This is a genomic window from Pseudomonas sp. BN411 (genome assembly GCF_029871235.1).
Classification (GTDB): Bacteria; Pseudomonadota; Gammaproteobacteria; order Pseudomonadales; family Pseudomonadaceae; genus Metapseudomonas.
This window is the reverse complement of the sequence record NZ_SSOM01000042.1, coordinates 31,782-49,679: the sequence shown is the minus strand read 5'-3', so window position 1 is coordinate 49,679 and position 17,898 is coordinate 31,782. Positions and strand designations below refer to the sequence as shown.

At 65.3% G+C, this 17,898-nt stretch carries 16 protein-coding genes; 1 reads left to right on the top strand and 15 read right to left on the bottom strand.

Annotated features, from left to right (window positions below):
* The 9 genes from E8F06_RS05440 to E8F06_RS05400 form a co-directional block, all read right to left on the bottom strand.
* Nucleotides 1–291 (bottom strand): DUF2845 domain-containing protein, encoded by a 291-nt coding sequence (locus E8F06_RS05440; protein WP_280364961.1) that lies wholly within the window; start codon nucleotides 289–291, stop codon nucleotides 1–3.
* A 62-nt stretch (nucleotides 292–353) separates the two neighbouring features.
* A complete protein-coding gene (locus E8F06_RS05435) occupies nucleotides 354–659 on the bottom strand; it encodes a DUF2845 domain-containing protein (RefSeq protein ID WP_280364959.1) in 306 nt (101 codons plus the stop codon).
* A gap of 58 nt (nucleotides 660–717) precedes the next feature.
* The gene (locus E8F06_RS05430; RefSeq protein ID WP_280364957.1) at nucleotides 718–1,008 is read right to left on the bottom strand and encodes a DUF2845 domain-containing protein; all 291 of its coding nucleotides are present in this window, start codon (nucleotides 1,006–1,008) and stop codon (nucleotides 718–720) included.
* Between the two features lie 8 nt (nucleotides 1,009–1,016).
* On the bottom strand, nucleotides 1,017–3,938 hold the full coding sequence (locus E8F06_RS05425; protein WP_280364954.1) for a DUF748 domain-containing protein: 2,922 nt from the start codon (nucleotides 3,936–3,938) through the stop codon (nucleotides 1,017–1,019).
* Between the two features lie 91 nt (nucleotides 3,939–4,029).
* Entirely contained in the window at nucleotides 4,030–5,049 is a 1,020-nt protein-coding gene (locus tag E8F06_RS05420; protein WP_280364951.1) for a class I SAM-dependent methyltransferase, read from the bottom strand.
* Nucleotides 5,050–5,196: 147 nt separating this feature from the next.
* On the bottom strand, nucleotides 5,197–6,375 hold the full coding sequence (locus tag E8F06_RS05415; protein ID WP_280364950.1) for an acetyl-CoA C-acetyltransferase: 1,179 nt from the start codon (nucleotides 6,373–6,375) through the stop codon (nucleotides 5,197–5,199).
* Between the two features lie 87 nt (nucleotides 6,376–6,462).
* Nucleotides 6,463–7,338, bottom strand: a complete 876-nt coding sequence (locus E8F06_RS05410; protein WP_280364947.1) for an oxygenase MpaB family protein — start codon at nucleotides 7,336–7,338, stop codon at nucleotides 6,463–6,465.
* A gap of 62 nt (nucleotides 7,339–7,400) precedes the next feature.
* Nucleotides 7,401–9,338 (bottom strand): acetate--CoA ligase, encoded by a 1,938-nt coding sequence (acs, locus tag E8F06_RS05405; RefSeq protein ID WP_280364944.1) that lies wholly within the window; start codon nucleotides 9,336–9,338, stop codon nucleotides 7,401–7,403.
* A 109-nt stretch (nucleotides 9,339–9,447) separates the two neighbouring features.
* A complete protein-coding gene (locus tag E8F06_RS05400) occupies nucleotides 9,448–10,488 on the bottom strand; it encodes a DJ-1/PfpI family protein (protein WP_280364941.1) in 1,041 nt (346 codons plus the stop codon).
* Nucleotides 10,489–10,590: 102 nt separating this feature from the next.
* Here E8F06_RS05400 and E8F06_RS05395 point away from each other — a divergent pair, with 102 nt between their 5' ends.
* Complete coding sequence (locus E8F06_RS05395) at nucleotides 10,591–11,565, top strand: helix-turn-helix domain-containing protein (protein WP_280364939.1); 975 nt, start codon at nucleotides 10,591–10,593, stop codon at nucleotides 11,563–11,565.
* 119 nt (nucleotides 11,566–11,684) lie between these two features.
* Here E8F06_RS05395 and pgi read toward each other — a convergent pair whose 3' ends face one another.
* The 6 genes from pgi to E8F06_RS05365 form a co-directional block, all read right to left on the bottom strand.
* A complete protein-coding gene (gene pgi / locus E8F06_RS05390; protein ID WP_280364937.1) occupies nucleotides 11,685–13,349 on the bottom strand; it encodes a glucose-6-phosphate isomerase in 1,665 nt (554 codons plus the stop codon).
* 70 nt (nucleotides 13,350–13,419) lie between these two features.
* Nucleotides 13,420–13,800: an aspartate 1-decarboxylase gene (gene panD / locus E8F06_RS05385; protein WP_190831853.1), complete on the bottom strand. Its 381-nt coding sequence runs from the start codon at nucleotides 13,798–13,800 to the stop codon at nucleotides 13,420–13,422.
* A gap of 80 nt (nucleotides 13,801–13,880) precedes the next feature.
* On the bottom strand, nucleotides 13,881–14,738 hold the full coding sequence (gene panC, locus E8F06_RS05380; protein WP_280364935.1) for a pantoate--beta-alanine ligase: 858 nt from the start codon (nucleotides 14,736–14,738) through the stop codon (nucleotides 13,881–13,883).
* Complete coding sequence (gene panB, locus E8F06_RS05375; protein WP_280364932.1) at nucleotides 14,735–15,535, bottom strand: 3-methyl-2-oxobutanoate hydroxymethyltransferase; 801 nt, start codon at nucleotides 15,533–15,535, stop codon at nucleotides 14,735–14,737. Before panB ends, panC begins: the two co-directional genes overlap by 4 nt.
* A 102-nt stretch (nucleotides 15,536–15,637) precedes the next feature.
* On the bottom strand, nucleotides 15,638–16,138 hold the full coding sequence (gene folK / locus E8F06_RS05370; protein ID WP_280364930.1) for a 2-amino-4-hydroxy-6-hydroxymethyldihydropteridine diphosphokinase: 501 nt from the start codon (nucleotides 16,136–16,138) through the stop codon (nucleotides 15,638–15,640).
* Nucleotides 16,139–16,140: 2 nt separating this feature from the next.
* Nucleotides 16,141–17,547, bottom strand: coding sequence for a polynucleotide adenylyltransferase PcnB (locus tag E8F06_RS05365; protein ID WP_280364927.1), 1,407 nt, complete (start codon nucleotides 17,545–17,547; stop codon nucleotides 16,141–16,143).
* Nucleotides 17,548–17,898: the final 351 nt, after the last annotated feature.

The following is a 17,898-nucleotide window of genomic DNA, read 5'->3' as shown; positions in this document are numbered from 1 at the left end:
TCAGTTGCGCTTGCTGTCGATTTCGCTGAGGCGACCGCCGACGAATCTCAGGTAGTGGTACATGCCGTTGGCGGGGCCGTAGACCCACTCCTCCACCTGCATCTCCTGGCGCCCGCTGGTGGTCTCCGAATAGCCGATGAAATCGCGGGAGGCGGGCTCGCCGCACTTGCGCTGAACCTCGACGCTACGATCGCCGATGCTCACGAGATTGCTTTCGCAGCGGAAGGTGCTGGCGTGGGCCGTGAGGGGCAGAAGGAGGGCGGCTGCGAAGAGGCAGGCGAGGGCTTTCATGGGGCGGGCATCCTGTCCGTGGGCTATAAGGCGCAGAGCCTAGCATTCCGCCCGAGAGGCTGTCAGTTGCCGCGTTTGCTGTCGATGTTGCGCAGTCGATTGCCCTCGAAACGGAGGAACTGGTACATGCCATTGCGCGGTCCGTAGACCCATTCCTCGACTCGCACCTCGTTGCGCCGGTAGTACTGGTCCACCACTTCCTTGAAACCCAGATCAGCGCGGCTGATCGGCTCGCCGCACTTGTCCAGCACTTCGCTGGTGGTGTCGTCGAGGCTGATGAGGTTGCTGTTGCAGCGCAGGGTGGAAGAGGCCTGGGCATTGCCCACGGCAAGCAGCAGGGACAGACAGAGGAGAACGCGGCGTTTCACGGGGATGTCCGAAGATCGGCGGGAGGTGGCTACAGCCTACACCTGGCGCCCCGGGGCGTCAGCGGCTGCGCTTGGTTTCGATTCGAATCAGGCGATTGCCCTCGAAGGTGAGGATGCTGAGCATGCCGTTATTGGGGCCGTACACCCATTCTTCAACGGTGAATTCGCGGTTGTCGTAGGAACCCAGGGTGTAACCGACGAGGTCACGATGCACCGGCTCGCCGCATTTCTGCAGGACTTCGAAGGGGCGGTCGCCGAGGCTGACCAGCCTGCTGCCGCAGCGCATGGTCTCCGCCCCGGCCGGAGTGGCCAGGGCGAGGATCAGCAGGGCGAACGGCAGCATGCGCATGAGGCCTCCTATTCGCTGTCCAGGTGCAGCGGCGAGATCACCTCTCCGGCCTGGTTGGGGTCCACGAAGCTGACGTCCAACAGGAAGATGCGGTCGTCGGCAAGGCCGCCGCGATCAACCAGATAGTCCTTGATGCTGGCGGCGCGGGCCTGGCCCAACTGGCGCAGCAGCAAGTCGCTCTGGGCCCAGGAGGCGAGCACCGCTTCGCGCAGCTTGGCAGCGCGCTGCTCGCTTTCCAGGTCCTGCCATTCGGCCGGAGGCTGCTGTTTCAGGCGGGTGCGGTAGATGCCTTCCAGCATAGGCGCTTTCTCGTCCTCCGGAACCTCCAGCTGGCTGGCTTCGGCCGGGACCTTGTCGCCTCGGCGCTGGGCGATCTTGTAGTAAGTGCTTTGGTATTCCCGCTCCAGGCGTTGCTCGGCCAGCGGCGGGCCGTCGGCAGCCTTGGCGCTGGCACCTTCCACCTCCAGGCGCAGGGCAGGACGCTGCTTGAGCGCGTCGGCCAGCGTATCCAGGGATTTTTGCGCCTCGGCATCCAGCTCGCTGCTGCCGGCCGGGAAGGGCACCTGGCCGAGGTCTTCGCTGCTGCCGCCCACCAGGCCGGCAACGAAGTTGAAGGGCGCCTGCACCGCGCGTAGCACCAGGTTGCGCAGGGTCTGCCAGACGATGGGCGCGACGCTGAATTGCGGGTCGTTGAGGTTGCCCGCCACCGGCAGCGAGATATCGATCTTGCCCTGGGTGTCCTTCAGCAGGGCGACCGCCAGGCGCACTGGCAGGTCCACGGCATCGGGGCTGGAAACCTGTTCGCCGAGCTGCAGCTGTTCCAGTACCAGGTGGTTTTCGGCCTTCAGCTGGCCCTTCTCGATCTGGTAGTGCAGGTCCAGGTTCAGCCGCCCCTTGCGGATGCGGTAGCCGGCGAACTTGCCGGAGTAGGGTGTCAGGGTCGTCAGCTCGACGCGCTTGAAGCTGGTGGCGATGTCCAGGCTGTCCAGGGGATCGAAGGGGTTCAGGCTGCCTTTGATGGTCACCGGCGCATAGCGATCGACCTTGCCGTTCACCGCCACCTTGGCCGGCTTGGGATTGCGGTTGTCGAGGGTGCCGATTTCACCGTTGAGCTGCTGGATGGCGGTGGCGAAGTTGGGTGTCAGGCTGAAGTCGGCGAAGTTGGCCGAGCCGTCCTTGATCTCGATGCCGCCGATGCGGATGCCCAGGGGCTTGGCGGCGGGTTCCTGCTGGGCGCTGGCGTTGGCCGGGGCATTGGCGTCGGCGGGTTGCTTGATCACCAGCTCGCTGGCGTTGGTGGTCAGGTCCTCGTTGATGATGAAGCGCGCATAGGGCTGGTTCAGGCTCACCTTGTCGATCACCAGGCTGTCGCCGTGCTGGTAGTTGAGCCCATCCACCAGTAGTTGCTGCCATTTGACGAAGTCGCGTTCCTTGATGGTGTCCAGGGTGTGCATCTGGTTGACCAGCGCGCGGCCGGTGATGCCCAGGGCCAGCGGCTCGGTGCTCTTCAAATCGACGTTGAGGTCGCTGTCGAGCAAGCCGCTGCGCAGTTCCAGGCGCACGAAGGGGCTGATGTAGGTCTGGGCCACGCGCAGGTCGATGTCGCGGGTCTGTACCTGCAGTTTTGCGGTGACGGGCTTGAGCTGGACCTGGCCGACCGCCTGCACCTTGCCCTGCTTGCCGAGGCCGGTGTCGAGGCTGAGATTGAAGGGCGATTCGCCGCGACTGTCGAAATCCTTGAGGTCCAGGTTGAGCGGGCCCAGTTCCAGTTGCACCGGCTCCTTGGGCACCCGGTCGGCCAGGTGCACCTTGTAGCCGCGCAACTGGGTTTCCTTGAGTCGCACGACCCAGGGCTTGCCGGGCTCGTCCGCCTTGGCCTCGGCCTGCTCGGCTGCGGGCTTCTCTTCAGCCTTGGCGGCGGGCTTGGGTTCGCTGGCGAACAGCTTCTGCCAGTCCAGTTGGCCGTCGGCCTCGCGGGCGGCCCAGGTTTCCAGGTTCTGGCTGTGGATCTTGCCCACCAGCACTTCCTGCTTGGCCAGGTCCAGGGAGCTGTCGCTGACTTCCAGCGTTTCCAGGTTGACCAGGGGACGGTTGTCCGGCGCCTTGATGGCAAAGGGCGCGACCTTGATCCAGATCTTGTCCAGGTTCAGCTGGGTGCCATTGGCCAGGCTCAGCTTGTAGTCCGTGGACAGGCTCATCGCGCCCTTTTCCAGGACCAGGGGCACCGCGTCGCGTACATAGGGCCAGAAGGCCTTCATCTTGCCGTCGGTGATCTTCAGCTGGCCGCTGGAGGTAAGGGGCACCAGGCTGATCTGGCCCTCCCAGTCGATGCGTCCGCCATAGGGCCCGGTGGCCACGAACGACATCTCGGCATTGTCGTCAGGCAGGGTGCTGAGGTGGTGCAGTTCGAGGTTGAGGGAGTCGTAGACGAACTCGATGGCCTCGCTAGGGCGCAGGTCCTGGAAGTGCAGGCCACCTTCGCTCAGCTTGATGCGGTCGATGCGCACCGGAAAGGGATCGCCCGCCGGCTCCTCCGGCTTGGGTTCACTGGGGGGCAGCTTGAACAGCTGGGTCAGGTTGAGCGTACCGTCCTTGGCGAACAGCACCTCGGTGGTCGACTTGTCCAGCTGCACGTCCGCCAGGTGCAGGGCGCCGGACCAGAGGCTGTCCAGTTGCAGGTTGGCATAGAGCCGCTCGAAGCCTACCTGCTCGGCCTTGTCGTCACCGATGTGCAGGCCCCACAGGGTCAGCTCCAGGCTGAAGGGGTTGAGCTGGATGCGCTCCAGCCGCGCGGGGACGGTGGCGTATTGGGCCAATTGCTGGTTGACCACCCGGAGGGCGACTCCCGGGATGATCAGAAAGCCAAGCAGGCTGTAGAGGGCAACGACGATCAGCAGGGCGCAGGCGGCCCGTTTCAATCCTTTGTACATGAGGCGTCAACTATCCCGGCAAAGAGTGCCTTGGATTATGGCACGGCCTTCGGGTTCCGCCTGATGGCTGGATCTCGTTGCTGCGCGGCTTTCAGAGCTGCAGGATCAGGGTCTTGAGCGGTGGGCGTCCGTCCTGCGAGGGGAAGTCGGTGGCAGGCGCGAGCTGCTGCCACTCGCGCACCGGCCGGCCCAGCTTGCTGGCGCAACGCAGCACCTGCTCGCGCCAGTCCTCCATCGCGACCTTGGCGAGGTTGTTGTTGCATACCAGCACGCCACCTTCGGCGGTCGCCATGAGCGCGGGCTTGAGCAGGCTCTGGTAGTCACGCAGCAGGTCCACGGTGCCGAAGGCGCTCTTGGCCCAGGCCGGCGGGTCGAGGAACACCAGGTCGAACTGGCGCTGTTCCAGGCGCGGGTAGCTCGGTAGTTTCTGACCGTGGCGACGGGCGAGGGGCAGGCCGGCGAACTGGCGGATGGCCGGGAAGTAGTCGGATTGCACGAAGTGCATGGGCGCAAGCATCGGGTTCAGCTCACCGTTCTCGCGGCCGACCGCCAGGTTGCCTTCGGCGAAGTCCAGGTTCCACACCTCGCTGGCGCCGCCGGCCGCCGCACAGAGACCGACGCCGCAGGTATAGGCGAAGAGGTTGAGTACCGACTTGCCGGCACTGTTGGCCTTCACCCAGCCACGGGTGTTGCGCAGGTCGAGGAAGAGCAGCGGATCCTGGCCGGGGTGACGGCCACGTACCCGGTAGTTCAGGCCCCATTCATGGCCCACCAGGTCCTCCAGGGCAGCGGGCTCGGCCTGGTAGACCGGGTCGCGGCGATCGACCCGCGAATTGCCCTGGGAGCGGTCGTTGTAGACCAGCAGCAGCTTCTCGCCGAGGAATTCGTCCACCGCAGCGGCCAGTTCCAGCAGGGGCTCGCGCTCCAGTGCCTGGTGGAAGCTCTGCACCATCAATTGCGCGCCGTAGCGGTCGACGGTCAGGCCGGGAGCGCCTTCCTGGCTGCCGTGGAACAGCCGATAGCAATCGGTGCCCTGGGCATGGAGTTCGGTCAGCAGCGGCTGACGGGCGTCGAGGGCGGCGCGCAGCGCCTGGAGGAGAGCGGGGGACATGCGCGGCGTCTCGCAAAAAGGGGCGCGCAGTTTAACAAAGCGGCTTTGCCGTAGGTTGGCGCAGAGCGAAGCGAAGCCCAACAAAGGGCCTGAATCGGCATCATCGCGTTGGGCTTCGCTGGGATCAGTCCAACCTACAGAATCGGCTTAGCGCTCGATGGCCAGCGCCACGCCCTGGCCGCCGCCGATGCAGAGGGTCGCCAGGCCCTTCTTCGCATCACGCTTGATCATTTCGTGGAGCAGGGTCACCAGCACGCGGCAGCCGGACGCACCGATGGGATGGCCGAGGGCGATGGCGCCACCGTTGACGTTGACCTTCGCGGCGTCCCAGCCCAGCTCCTTGCCTACCGACAGAGCCTGGGCGGCGAAGGCTTCGTTGGCTTCGATCAGGTCGAGATCGTCCAGGCTCCAGCCGGCTTTGTCCAGGCAACGGCGGGTGGCTGAAACCGGGCCGATGCCCATGATCGCGGGATCGACGCCAGCGTTGGCATAAGCAGCGATGCGGGCCAGCACCGGCAGGCCCAGGGACTTGGCCTTCTCGGCGCTCATCAGCAGTACAGCGGCGGCGCCGTCGTTGAGGGTGGAGGCGTTGCCTGCGGTGACGCTGCCGTCCTTCTTGAAGGCGGGCTTGAGCTTGGCCAGGGCTTCGGCGGTGGTGCCGGCACGGGGCTGCTCGTCGGTGGCGAAGGCAACGGGGTCGCCCTTCTTCTGCGGAATCAGGATGGGGGTGATCTCATTCTGGAAGCGGCCACCTTCGATGGCGGCGACGGCCTTCTGCTGGGAAGCAGCGGCAAAGGCGTCCTGCTGCTCGCGGGTCAGGCCGTACTTCTCCACCAGGTTCTCGGCGGTGATGCCCATGTGGTAGTCGTTGAAGGCATCCCACAGGCCGTCCTGGATCATGCTGTCCACCAGCTTCGCGTGACCCATGCGCAGGCCGGTGCGCGCGCCGGGCATGACGTAGGGCGCCAGGCTCATGTTCTCCTGGCCGCCAGCGATGATCACCTCGGCATCGCCGCAGCGGATGGCCTGGGCCGCCAGGTGCAGTGCCTTGAGGCCGGAGCCGCAGACCTTGTTCAGCGTCATGGCCGGTACCGCGTGGGGCAGGCCGGCGAGGATGGCGGCCTGGCGCGCCGGGTTCTGGCCACTGCCAGCGGTGAGTACCTGGCCGAGGATCACTTCATCCACCTGCTCGTCCTTGAGGCCGGTCTGGGCCAACAGCTGGCGAATCACCGCAGCGCCCAGTTCCGGGGCGGGAATGTTCGACAGGGAGCCCTGGAAGCTGCCGATGGCAGTGCGGGTAGCGGCGACTATTACGACGTCTTGCATGGATCTGTCCTCACGGCTGTGAAATGGGTCAGGCAATGACCGGGCAAGCGGTGATCGTCGCACAGGGTGTTTGACCGGACCACACTCTCAACGGGGGGGCAGCCCCATGCGACGGCGCGCACGATGCACGGCGCCATTGCGCATGGCCCAGCGCAGCAGCGGCGCCACGCGCCAGACCAGATCCCGCACCACGCGGCGCTGCCAGGGGCGCTGGTGCAGGCCGATCATGGCGCTGGCCCACTCCGGCATCAGGTCGATGCCGGCCTGCATCATCAGGATGCCGAAGGGTTTGGCTGCAGCGCTGGGTGCCGGTGCGGCGAGAAGGACGCGCACCACTTCCAGGCTGCGTTCGTCGCAGAACAGCTGTGGGCGCATGGCTTCCAGGTAGTCCGCCACCTCCTGGCGGGACTTTGGCACATTGCTCGCGCCGAGCCGTTCGGCGACCAGGGCGATCTCGGCGTAGTAGCGATCCTGGTCTTCACCGCTCAAGTGCGGGTTGAGATAACGCAGGTGGGACTTGAGGAAGCAGCTGACCTCGGCCACGTGCACCCAGGTAAGCAGCGCGGGATCGCTGGCCGCGTAAGGGCGCCCGTCGGGGGCGGTGCCGGCTACCTGCAGGTGGATGCTGCGCACCTTGTCGATCAGCCAGTCGGCGTCCTTGCGGGTGCCGTAGGTGGTGCCGGAAATGAACTGGCCGGTGCGACGCAGACGGCCGAGCATGTCCGCGCGGAAATTGGAGTGGTCCCAGACGCCCGAGAGCGCCAGGGGATGCAGCATCTGCAGGAGCAGGGCGCTGATGCCGCCGATCATCATCGTGGTGAAGTCGCCGTGGACCTTCCAGGTCACCGAGTCCGGGCCGAACAGGCCGGGGTCACCCTTGGGGTTCTCGAAGTCGAGTTGGCCGAGGGCGAGGCCAGTCAGGCCGATGATCTGGCTTTCGATACGGCGGCGGATGAATTCCATGGGGAGGGCGATTCCAAAGGAAAAGCGACAGCCCCCAGCGAGGGCTGCCGCCTTGGCAGGTGTTACTGGTTGAGGCGCTTGTCGATCAGGTTCTGCACCACGGACGGGTCGGCCAGGGTGGAGGTATCGCCCAGGTTCTCCAGCTCATTGCAGGCAATCTTGCGCAGGATGCGGCGCATGATCTTGCCCGAACGGGTCTTGGGCAGGCCCGGCGCCCACTGGATCAGCTCCGGCTTGGCGAAGCTGCCGATTTCCTTGCTGACCAGGGCCAGCAGTTCCTTCTTCAGCTCTTCGGAGGGTTCCAGGCCCTTCATTGGCGTGACGAACGCGTAGATGCCCTGGCCCTTGAGGTCGTGGGGGTAGCCCACCACGGCGGCCTCGGCCACGGAATCGTGCAGCACCAGGGCGCTTTCCACCTCGGCGGTACCGATGCGGTGGCCGGACACGTTGATCACGTCGTCGACGCGGCCGGTGATCCAGTAGTAGCCATCCTCGTCGCGGCGGGCGCCGTCGCCGGTGAAGTAGTAGCCGGGGTAGGCGGAGAAGTAGGTGTCGATCATCCGCTTGTGGTCGCCGTAGACGCTGCGGATCTGGCTCGGCCAGCTGGCCTTGATCGCCAGTACGCCGGAGCCGGCGCCTTCGATTTCCTTGCCCTTTTCATCCAGCAGTACCGGCTGCACGCCGAAGAACGGGCGGGTGGCCGAACCGGGCTTGAGGGCGGTAGCGCCCGGAAGCGGGGTGATGAGGATGCTGCCGGTCTCGGTCTGCCACCAGGTGTCGACGATGGGGCAGCGGCAGTCGCCCACCACGTTGTAGTACCACTCCCAGGCTTCGGGGTTGATCGGCTCGCCGACGCTGCCGAGCAGGCGCAGGCTGGCGCGGGAGGCTTTCTTCACCGGGTCCTCGCCTTCACGCATCAAGGCGCGGATGGCGGTCGGCGCGGTGTAGAAGATGTTCACCTGGTGCTTGTCGATCACCTGCCAGAAGCGCGAGGCATCCGGGTAGTTGGGCACGCCTTCGAACATCAGGGTGGTGGCGGCGTTGGCCAGCGGGCCGTAGACGATGTAGCTGTGGCCGGTGACCCAGCCCACGTCCGCGGTGCACCAGAAGATTTCGCCGTCCTTGTAGTCGAACACGTACTTGTGGGTCATCGCCGCACCCAGCAGGTAACCGCCGGTGGTGTGCAGTACGCCCTTGGGTTTGCCGGTGGAGCCGGAGGTGTAGAGGATGAACAGCGGGTCCTCGGCGTCCATCCATTCTGGCGGGCAGTCCTCGCTGACACCGTGCAGGGCCTCGTGGTACCAGAGATCACGCCCGTCCTGCCAATCGATCTTGCCTTCGGTGCGCTGCACCACCAGCACCGACGAGACGTTCGGGCAGTCCTTCAGCGCCTTGTCGACGTTCTGCTTCAGCGGAACGTACTTGCCGCCGCGCACGCCTTCGTCGGCGGTGATCACGGTACGGCAGTCGGCGTCGAGGATGCGGTCACGCAGGGCGTCCGGGGAGAAGCCGCCGAACACCACCGAATGCACGGCACCGATGCGCGCACAGGCGAGCATGGCGTAGGCCGCTTCGGGAATCATCGGCATGTAGATGCACACGCGGTCGCCCTTTTTCACGCCACGGCTCTTCAGCACGTTGGCCAGGCGGGTGACATGGCTGTGCAGCTTGCGATAGGTGATTTGCGCGGACTCACTGGGATTGTCGCCTTCCCAGATGATGGCGACCTGCTCGCCGCGCTGCTCCAGGTGGCGGTCGATGCAGTTGTAGGCGACGTTCAGCTTGCCGCCCTTGAACCACTCGGCTTCGCCCTTCTTGAGGTCGCTGCGGTGCAGCTGCTCCCAGGGCTGGAACCAGGTGAGGAAACTGGTGGCCTGCTCGCTCCAGAACAGCTCGGGCTGCTCGACGGACTGCTGGTACAGGCGCAGGTAGGCATCGTTATCAATGAGCGCCTGCTTGCGCACGGCGTCTGGCACGGGGTGAAGGCTGATCTCGTACATGGCGGGTCCTTGTTGTTGTCTAGCCGAGATACCCACAAGGGTGCATCCAAGCCATCGCAGGGTTCAAGGGTTGACCATGGAGTTTTGAGCCCCAGGCCCGTCGGATCGTTCAGTGGCGCGGATATTCGAGCTGGGCGGCGACGAAAGCGGCAGTGGCGTCGCCATAGCGCGCGGCGATCCCGGCCAAGGCCTCGTCCAGCACTTTTCCGGGTGACGCCTCCCGGCCGGGGAGCGGCGGCAATTCTTCGGTTTTGGCGCCTGGCAGCAGCGTCAGGCCGTGGCGACTGCGGACCGGTCCGTTGCCGCTGGCCAGCACTTCGGTTCGGAAGCTGCGAGCCCAGGCATCGACGCGCAAGGCGAGGGTCGCTTCGTCCAGGCCCGGCTGCAGGGGCAGGGAGAGGGTTTCGTGGCGCCAGAAGGCAAGGTAATTGCCTGCCGCCGTCAGGTAGCCGCCAGCACCGAATGCGAAGGACTGGCTGTCGTGCGCTGGAGACCAGTCCGTCAGCCCGATCTCCCGGCCCAAGGCTTCGGCTTTCAGCGGGCCGGCGATGGCTTCCACCAGCGCCAGGGATACCGGCACGGCGGCACTGACGCCCGAGCTGGTCACCAGCTTGCCGTCCACCACGTAGCGGCGATCGACCTGCCAATGGGTATCGGGAAAGTCCGTCTCGCGCATTGATTTCGAATACCAGTGGCCGGTGGCTTGGCGGCCGTGGAGCAAGCCAGCGTGGCCCAGGACCAGCACGCCGTCGCAGATGCCGACGATGGTGGCGCCTTTGGAGGCCTGGCCGGCCACGAAGGCGGTGAGGACGGGGTCGTCGCTGTAGTGCACGGCGGGCACGATCAGATAGTCGGCGCCCTGTGGATAACGCTGCTCGAACTCGCGGGTGGTGGCTTGGGCGTCGACCTTCAGCGCCGGCATCATCTGCAGCGGCCCCTCACGGGTGGACAGGGCGACCACCTCGGCGACCCCGGCACGGCTGAGCAGGCCGAAGGGCACCAGGTAATCCACCAGTTCGGTCATGCGGTTCTCACCGACCACGGCCACCAGCGGCTGTTCGCGACCGAAACGCGGCTGGTAGCGCTCAAGTGCTTCTGCCTGGGCGAGCAGGGGAAGGTAAAGCGTCAGGACCAACAGAAGCGCGCGCATGGGTCTTCTCCGAAGTGGGGATTCCAGTCTGGCGCGCAGGCGAATGTCAGAAATGACAGCTATCAGTGAATATCTGCCAATCCTGCTTTCGAGTATTCCCCGATGCCACACCCCCATCGCGTGATGCTGCTGGTCTTCCCCGATTTCCAACTGCTGGATGCCACGGGCCCGGCGGAAGTGTTCGCCTCTGTCAGCGGCCACCTGCCGAAGGAGGTCGGTCCCGCCTATGTCTTGCAGGGCATTTCTGTCGCCGGTGGGCTGGTGCGTTCCAGTACCGGGTTGGAGCTGATGACCGAAGGCCTGCCAGAACCGGAAAGCCTGGCCGGGTGCACCCTGTTGGTGGCGGGCGGCTATGGCGTGCAACGGGCGATGGCGCAGGGCGTGCTGGCGCGCTGGCTCAAGGACGCGGTGGCCCGGACGGCACGCTGCGGTTCGGTGTGCACCGGGGCCTTCCTGCTGGCCCAGGCCGGATTGCTTGATGGCCGCCCGGTGGTGACCCACTGGAAGTACGCCATGCTGCTGAAGCGGCTGTTCCCGAAGTTGTTGGTGCAGGAAGACGCGCTGTTCGTTCGCGATGGGCATTTCTACAGCTCGGCCGGGGTAACAGCCGGCATGGACCTTTGCCTGAGCCTGGTGGAGGAAGACCATGGCCGCGCGGTATCGCTGCAGGTGGCCAAGGGGCTGGTGATGTACCTGCGCCGGCCCGGCGGTCAGCGGCAGTTCAGTGCCGAATTGCTGGCGCAGCAGGCACCCCCTGGAAGCGTGATGGAGAAGCTGGTCCAGTGGTTGCGCGGTCGCCTGCACGAGGCAGTGGGCATCGAGGTGATGGCGGCGGAGATGGCGGTATCACCGCGGACGCTTCACCGGCATTGCCAGGCGGAGCTGGGGGTTACGCCGGCGAAACTGCTGTTCCAATTGAGACTGGAAGAGGCGTGCCGATTGCTGGAGCAGGGCGCGCCGTCACTCAAGCGTACGGCGGAGAACAGCGGATTCGGTAGCGAATACAACCTGCGCCGGGCGTTCATTCAGGCGCTGGGGGTAACGCCGAGCGAGTATCGGCAGCGGTTCTGCCGGTAGTGGCAAAAGGTTGCGGGAGCGTTGTGGGGGCGAATTCATTCGCTGACCGGACCGAAGGTCCGGCTCGGAGATTTGCAGGGCGCTACGCGCCCATTGCGAATGAATTCGCCCCCACAGGATCAACCGCGGTGACGCGCGCGGAAGAAGTCGATCAGGCCCTGGGTCGAACCATCCTCGGCCTGGGCTTCGTCCTGGCCGGTCAGGCGCGAATAGACGGTCTTGCCCAGTTCCTTGCCCAGTTCCACGCCCCACTGGTCGAAGGCGTTGACGCCCCAGAGCACGCTCTGCACGTAGACCTTGTGTTCGTACATGGCGATCAGTGCGCCCAGGCGGCGCGGGCTAATGCGTTCCATCACCAGGGTGTTGCTCGGACGGTTGCCAGGCACCACCTTGTGCGGCGCGAGACGCTGCACTTCTTCTTCCGGCAGGCCCTTGGCGCGCAGTTCGGCCTCGGCCTCCTCGCGGGACTTGCCGAGCATCAGCGCCTGGCTCTGGGACAGGCAGTTGGCGAACAGCCACTGATGGTGGTCGGCCACCGGGTTGTAGCTGGAGACGGGGACGATGAAGTCCGCCGGAATCAGCTGGGTGCCCTGGTGCAGCAACTGGTGGTAGGCATGCTGGCCGTTGCAGCCGACGCCGCCCCAGATCACTGGGCCGGTGCCGGCGGTAACCGGAGTGCCGTCCTGGCGCACGCTCTTGCCGTTGGACTCCATGTCCAGCTGCTGCAGGTGATCGGTGAAGTTACGCAGGTAGTAGTCGTAGGGCAGGATCGCGTGGCTGCGCGCACCCCAGAAATCGCCGTACCAGACGCCGAGCAGGCCGAGGATCACCGGAATGTTGCGGTCGAACGGCGTGCTCTGGAAGTGCTGGTCCATGCTGTACGCGCCGGACAGCAGCTCCTTGAAGTTGGAGATGCCGATGGACATGGCGATCGGCAGGCCGATGGCGGACCAGAGGGAGTAGCGCCCGCCGACCCAGTCCCACATGGGGAAGATGTTTTCCTCGCGGATGCCGAAGGCCACCGCCGCTTCCTTGTTGCTGGAAACAGCGATGAAGTGCCGGTACAGCTCTTCCTCGCTGCCGCCCTGGGCCAGGTACCAGGCGCGAGCGGCCTGGGCGTTCTTCAGGGTTTCCAGGGTGCCGAAGGACTTGCTGGAGACGATGAACAGGGTGGTTTCGGCGTTCAGGCGGCAAGCCAGTTCGCGGAATTCGCTGCCGTCGATGTTCGCCAGGTAATGGCAGCGCACGCCTTTCTGGGCGAAGGGCAGCAGCGCTTCGGAGACCAACTGCGGGCCGAGGAAGGAGCCGCCGATGCCGATGTTTACGACGTCTGTGATGGGTTTTTCCGTGTAGCCGCGCCACAGGCCGTTGTGTACATAGCCCACCAGCTCGGTCATCTGGTGCAGCACGCGGTGCACCTCGGGCATCACGTCGACGCCCTCTACCCGCACCTTGTCGCCGATGGGACGGCGCAATGCGGTGTGCAGCACCGGACGGCCCTCGGATGCGTTGATCACGTCACCCCGGAACATGGCCTTGATGGCATCGCCGAGCTGGGCTTCTTCCGCCAGCTTGACCAGGAGGTCCAGGGTGTCGGCACGGACCAGGTTCTTCGAGAAGTCCAGCAGCAGGCCGCAGGCGCTGTGGCTGAACTGCTTGAAACGCTCGGAATCTTCGGCGAACGCCTGGCGCAGGCTGAAGCCGGCAAGGTCCTGGCGATGCTGGTGGAGCTCCTTCCAGGTGGGCAGTTGGGTGACATCGAGCGGCGTCAGGTGGTGGTCCATGGCGTACCTGTGTGCGACTTATGAAAAAGCCCGGAAAGGTCCGGGCTTCGGGTCATGCTGCATTCCGGTCTCAGGCGACCTGTACCGGAATCGCGTTGCTGGTGTGGCTGAGTTCGTTGCCCGGAGCCATGTACAGCATACGCGGTTTGAAATTGGCGAGTTCCGCTTCGCTGTAGTGAGCGTAAGCGCAGATGATCACGCGATCACCCACCTTGGCCTTGTGCGCCGCGGCGCCGTTCACCGAGATCATCCGCGAGCCGTTCTCGGCGCGGATGGCGTAGGTGGTGAAACGTTCGCCATTGTCGACGTTGTAGATCTGGATCTGTTCGTACTCGCGGATACCGGCGAGGTCGAGCCAATCACCATCGATGGCGCAGGAGCCTTCGTAGTCGAGCACGGCGTGGGTGACTTCGGCGCGGTGCAGTTTGGCCTTGAGCATGATGGCGTGCATGGCTTTTCCTCGTCAGGATGCGGGCGGCGGCAGAGTTTGCCCGAACCCCCGAGGGGGTTCAAGGCTGCGACGGGCGTTGATCAGTGCGCTTCGAGGTTGAAGGCAAGGTTGTCGATCAGGCGGGTGTTGCCCATGAAGGCGGCACCCAGGATCACCAGCTGCTGGTCCTTGTCGCCTGCGGGGCGCAGATTCAGCGCTTCGCGGACTTCCAGGTAGTCCGGGCGGAAGCCGGCCTTGGCCAGTTCGGCCTGGCCTTCCTGTTCCAGCGTGGTGAAGTCACGACGGCCTGCACGGATGGCAGAGGCCATCTGCTGCAGGGTGCGGTACAGAGCGGGAGCGGCGGCACGCTGGGCGTCGTCCAGGTAACCATTGCGCGACGACAGGGCCAGGCCATCTTCGGCGCGAACCGTGGGCTCGCCCATGACCTGGATCGGCATGTTCAGGTCGCGCACCAGCTTGCGGATGACCGCCAGCTGCTGGAAATCCTTCTCGCCGAACACCGCGAGGTCGGGCTGGACCATGTTGAACAGCTTGCTGACCACGGTGGCCACGCCTTCGAAATGGCCCGGGCGGCTGCCGCCGCAGAGACCTTCGGAAACCAGCGGGACGTTGACGCGGGTCTGGCCGTTCATGCCGTCCGGGTACATTTCTTCCACGTCCGGGTGGAACAGGAGGTGGCAGCCGGCGGCTACCAGCTTCTCCTGGTCGGCCACCAGGGTGCGCGGGTAAGTGGCCAGGTCTTCGCTGGGCCCGAACTGCAGCGGGTTGACGAAGATGCTGGCGACCACGAAATCGGCGCGCTGGCTGGCCTTCTCCACCAGGGCGACGTGCCCGGAGTGGAGGTTGCCCATGGTGGGCACGAAGCCGACGCGTTTGCCTTCGCTGCGTGCACGGGCGACGGCTGCACGCAGTTCGCGGACGGTCTTGACGGTGATCATGCGGAGAATCCGTGTTCGGCGGCGGGGAAGGTCACGTCCTTGACGGCCTGGACGTAGGCCGACAGGGCAGCCTGGATGCTGGCCTGGCCTTCCATGAAGTTCTTCACGAACTTGGGCGCACGGCCGGTGAGGGACAGGCCGAGCATGTCGTGCAGGACCAGTACCTGGCCATCGGTGGCGCTACCTGCGCCAATGCCGATCACCGGGATCTTCACCGACTGGGTGATTTCGGCGGCCAGCTCGCTCGGGACGCACTCCAGCAGCAGCATGGCGGCGCCAGCCTGTTCCAGGGCCATGGCGTCGGCGCGCAGTTGGCGGGCCTGGGCTTCCTGGCGGCCCTGGACCTTGTAGCCGCCGAGGATGTTCACGGCTTGCGGAGTCAGGCCCAGGTGGGCGCAGACCGGCACGCCGCGTTCGGCCAGCAGGCGGATAGGCTCGGCCAGCCAGGCGGCGCCTTCCAGCTTCACCATGTGCGCGCCGGCCTGCATCAGGGCGGCGCTGTTGGCGAAGGTCTGCTCGAGGTTGGCGTAGGCCATGAACGGCAGGTCGGTGATGATCAGCGCACCCTGGTTACCGCGTTTAACGGCGGCGGTGTGGTAGGCCATATCGGCCATGCTGACCGGCAGGGTGCTGTCATGGCCCTGCAGGACCATGCCAAGGGAGTCGCCCACCAGCAGCACATCCACGCCAGCCTGGCAGGCTGCCTGGGCAAAGGTGGCGTCGTAGGCTGTCAGCATGGCGATCTTCTCGCCTTTCAGCTTGAGCTCTTGCAGGGTGGTCAGGGTCACATCGGGCATGAAAACGTCCTCATCGGCGCCGGTTTGCACCGGCGCGGGGCAACGGGACGCTTATAGTCCCGATGGGGGGGCATGAAGTCAATTGCAGGTGTTACCGACCTGTTACGGCGTTACCGCCAGGTCGGGCAGGCGCTCGAGGCCTTCGAATGGGCAGGCGGTCAGCAGGGCCTGCAGCGGGCGCCCATCGGGCAGTTGCAGGTCCTCGGCGATCTCCGCCAGGGGATAGAGCACGAAGGCGCGGGCGTGCATGTGGTAGTGCGGAACCTGTAACCGCGGCTCATCGAGCTGGCGCTGGCCGAACAGCAGGATGTCCAGGTCCAGGGTGCGCGGACCCCAGCGTTCGTCCTTGCGTACACGCCCTTGCGCCAGCTCGATGGCTTGCAGGGCGTCGAGCAGTTCCAGCGGCGCCAATTCGGTATCCAGGGCCGCCACGGCATTTACGTAGCGGGGCTGGTCCGGTGGGCCGAGGGGATCGCTGGCGTAGAGCGAGGACACTGCCGCGAGACGTGTTCCGGGCAGCTCGCCTAGGGCTGCAAGGGCCCCGCGCAATTGGCTGACAGGCTCGGCGAGATTGCTACCGAGGCCGATATACACGCGCTCCATGATCATTCGCCCGAGTTGTCAGGCGCGCCATCGCTGCGCGGACCGCGACGGCGGCGGCTGCCACCGCGGCGGCGGCGCTGGCCACTGGGCTGTTGCTCGTCCTTGGTATTGAGCTCGCGGATCATGTTGCGGCGCTGGCTGTCGCTGGCGTCCTGGTAGTCCGTCCACCAGTCCCCCAGGCCATCGGTTTTCTCGCCGGCGCTTTCACGCAGCAGGAGGAAATCGTAACCGGCGCGGAATCGCGGATTCTCCAGCAGCAGGTCAGCACGCTTGCCATTACGCCGCGGCAGGCGCTCCTGCATGTCCCAGATTTCACGGATCGGGATGCTGAAACGCTTGGGAATGGCGGTGCGCTGGACCTGTTCCATGATCAGGACATGGGCCGCTTCCTGCATTGCCGGGATCGGCGGCATGCCGCGTTCCTGCAATTGCGCTGCGCGGGCGGGCAGGGCCGGCCAGAGCAGGGCGGCGAAGAGGAAGGCCGGGGTAACGGGTTTGCCCTGGCGAATGCGCTCGTCGGTGTTGATCAGCGCCTGGCGAATCAGGCGGCCGGTGTATTCGGGGTTGCGTTCCAGGGCTGCGGCGCTGGCCGGGAACAGCGGGGCGAACAGGTCGTACTCCACCAGCAGTTCGAAGGTGCGCTCGGCCTTGCCGCCGAGGAACAGCTTGAGCACTTCGTCGAACAGGCGTGCCGAGGGGATTTCCCGCAGCATCGGCGCCAGGCGGCGAATGGGGGCGGCGCTGTGCTTCTCGATCTCGAAGTCCAGCTTGGCGGCGAAACGCGCGGCGCGAAGCATGCGCACCGGGTCTTCCTGGTAACGCTGCTCGGGAATGCCGATCAGGCGCACCAGGCGATTGCGGATGTCGTGAACACCGTGGGCGTAATCGAGGATGCGCTCGGTGGTGGGGTCGTAGTACAGCGCGTTGATGGTGAAGTCGCGACGCTGGGCGTCGTCTTCCAGGCTGCCATAGACGTTGTCGCGCAGGATGCGGCCGCTTTCGTTGCGCGAGGCCTGGTTGCTGTCTTCCTCTTCCTCACCCTGCGGGTGGTTGGCGCGGAAGGTGGCGACCTCGATGATTTCACGGCCGAACTGCACGTGGGCCAGCTTGAAGCGACGGCCGATCACCCGGGCGTTGCGGAACTCGGCGCGCACCTGCTCGGGGGTGGCGTTGGTGGCCACGTCGAAGTCCTTGGGGCGCAGGTTCAGCAGCAGGTCACGGACGCAACCGCCGACGACGTAGGCCTGATAGCCAGCCTTCTGCAGGCGATCGACGACCAGTACGGCATTGCGACTGATGCCCGAACGGTGCAGCGAATGCTGATTATTGCCCAGTACTTCGGGAGTGCTGCGCGGATGCTGGGCGCGGCGAAGGGGCGAACGGAAAGACTGGAACAGCTTCTTCAGCATGGGATGCACTGTTTTGCGGAATGGACGGCCAGAAAAGGATATGGGCGCACGATGGCCGCGGATTCTAGCACTGGGAGGGGGGATGGAGAAGAAAAGGTCTGAAAGGAGCCAAAGCTACTGGGGGAGCCGAAGCTCCCCCCCAAATTGGTGCGTGCTTTGTTTTTATTGTATCGGGCTTGGTGTTTTTGTTGTTCGACCCGTTCCAGCAGGCATTTCACCTCTGGATATGCCCTCCAATCGAGGGTTAGTAGCAAACGGATTGCTTTGGACGCTGATGGTGCCGTGATCATTCCGTGACCCAACCAGTACTGGCGCTGCTTTGGAAGCAGTTTTTGTTGTTCTCTGCCTGGC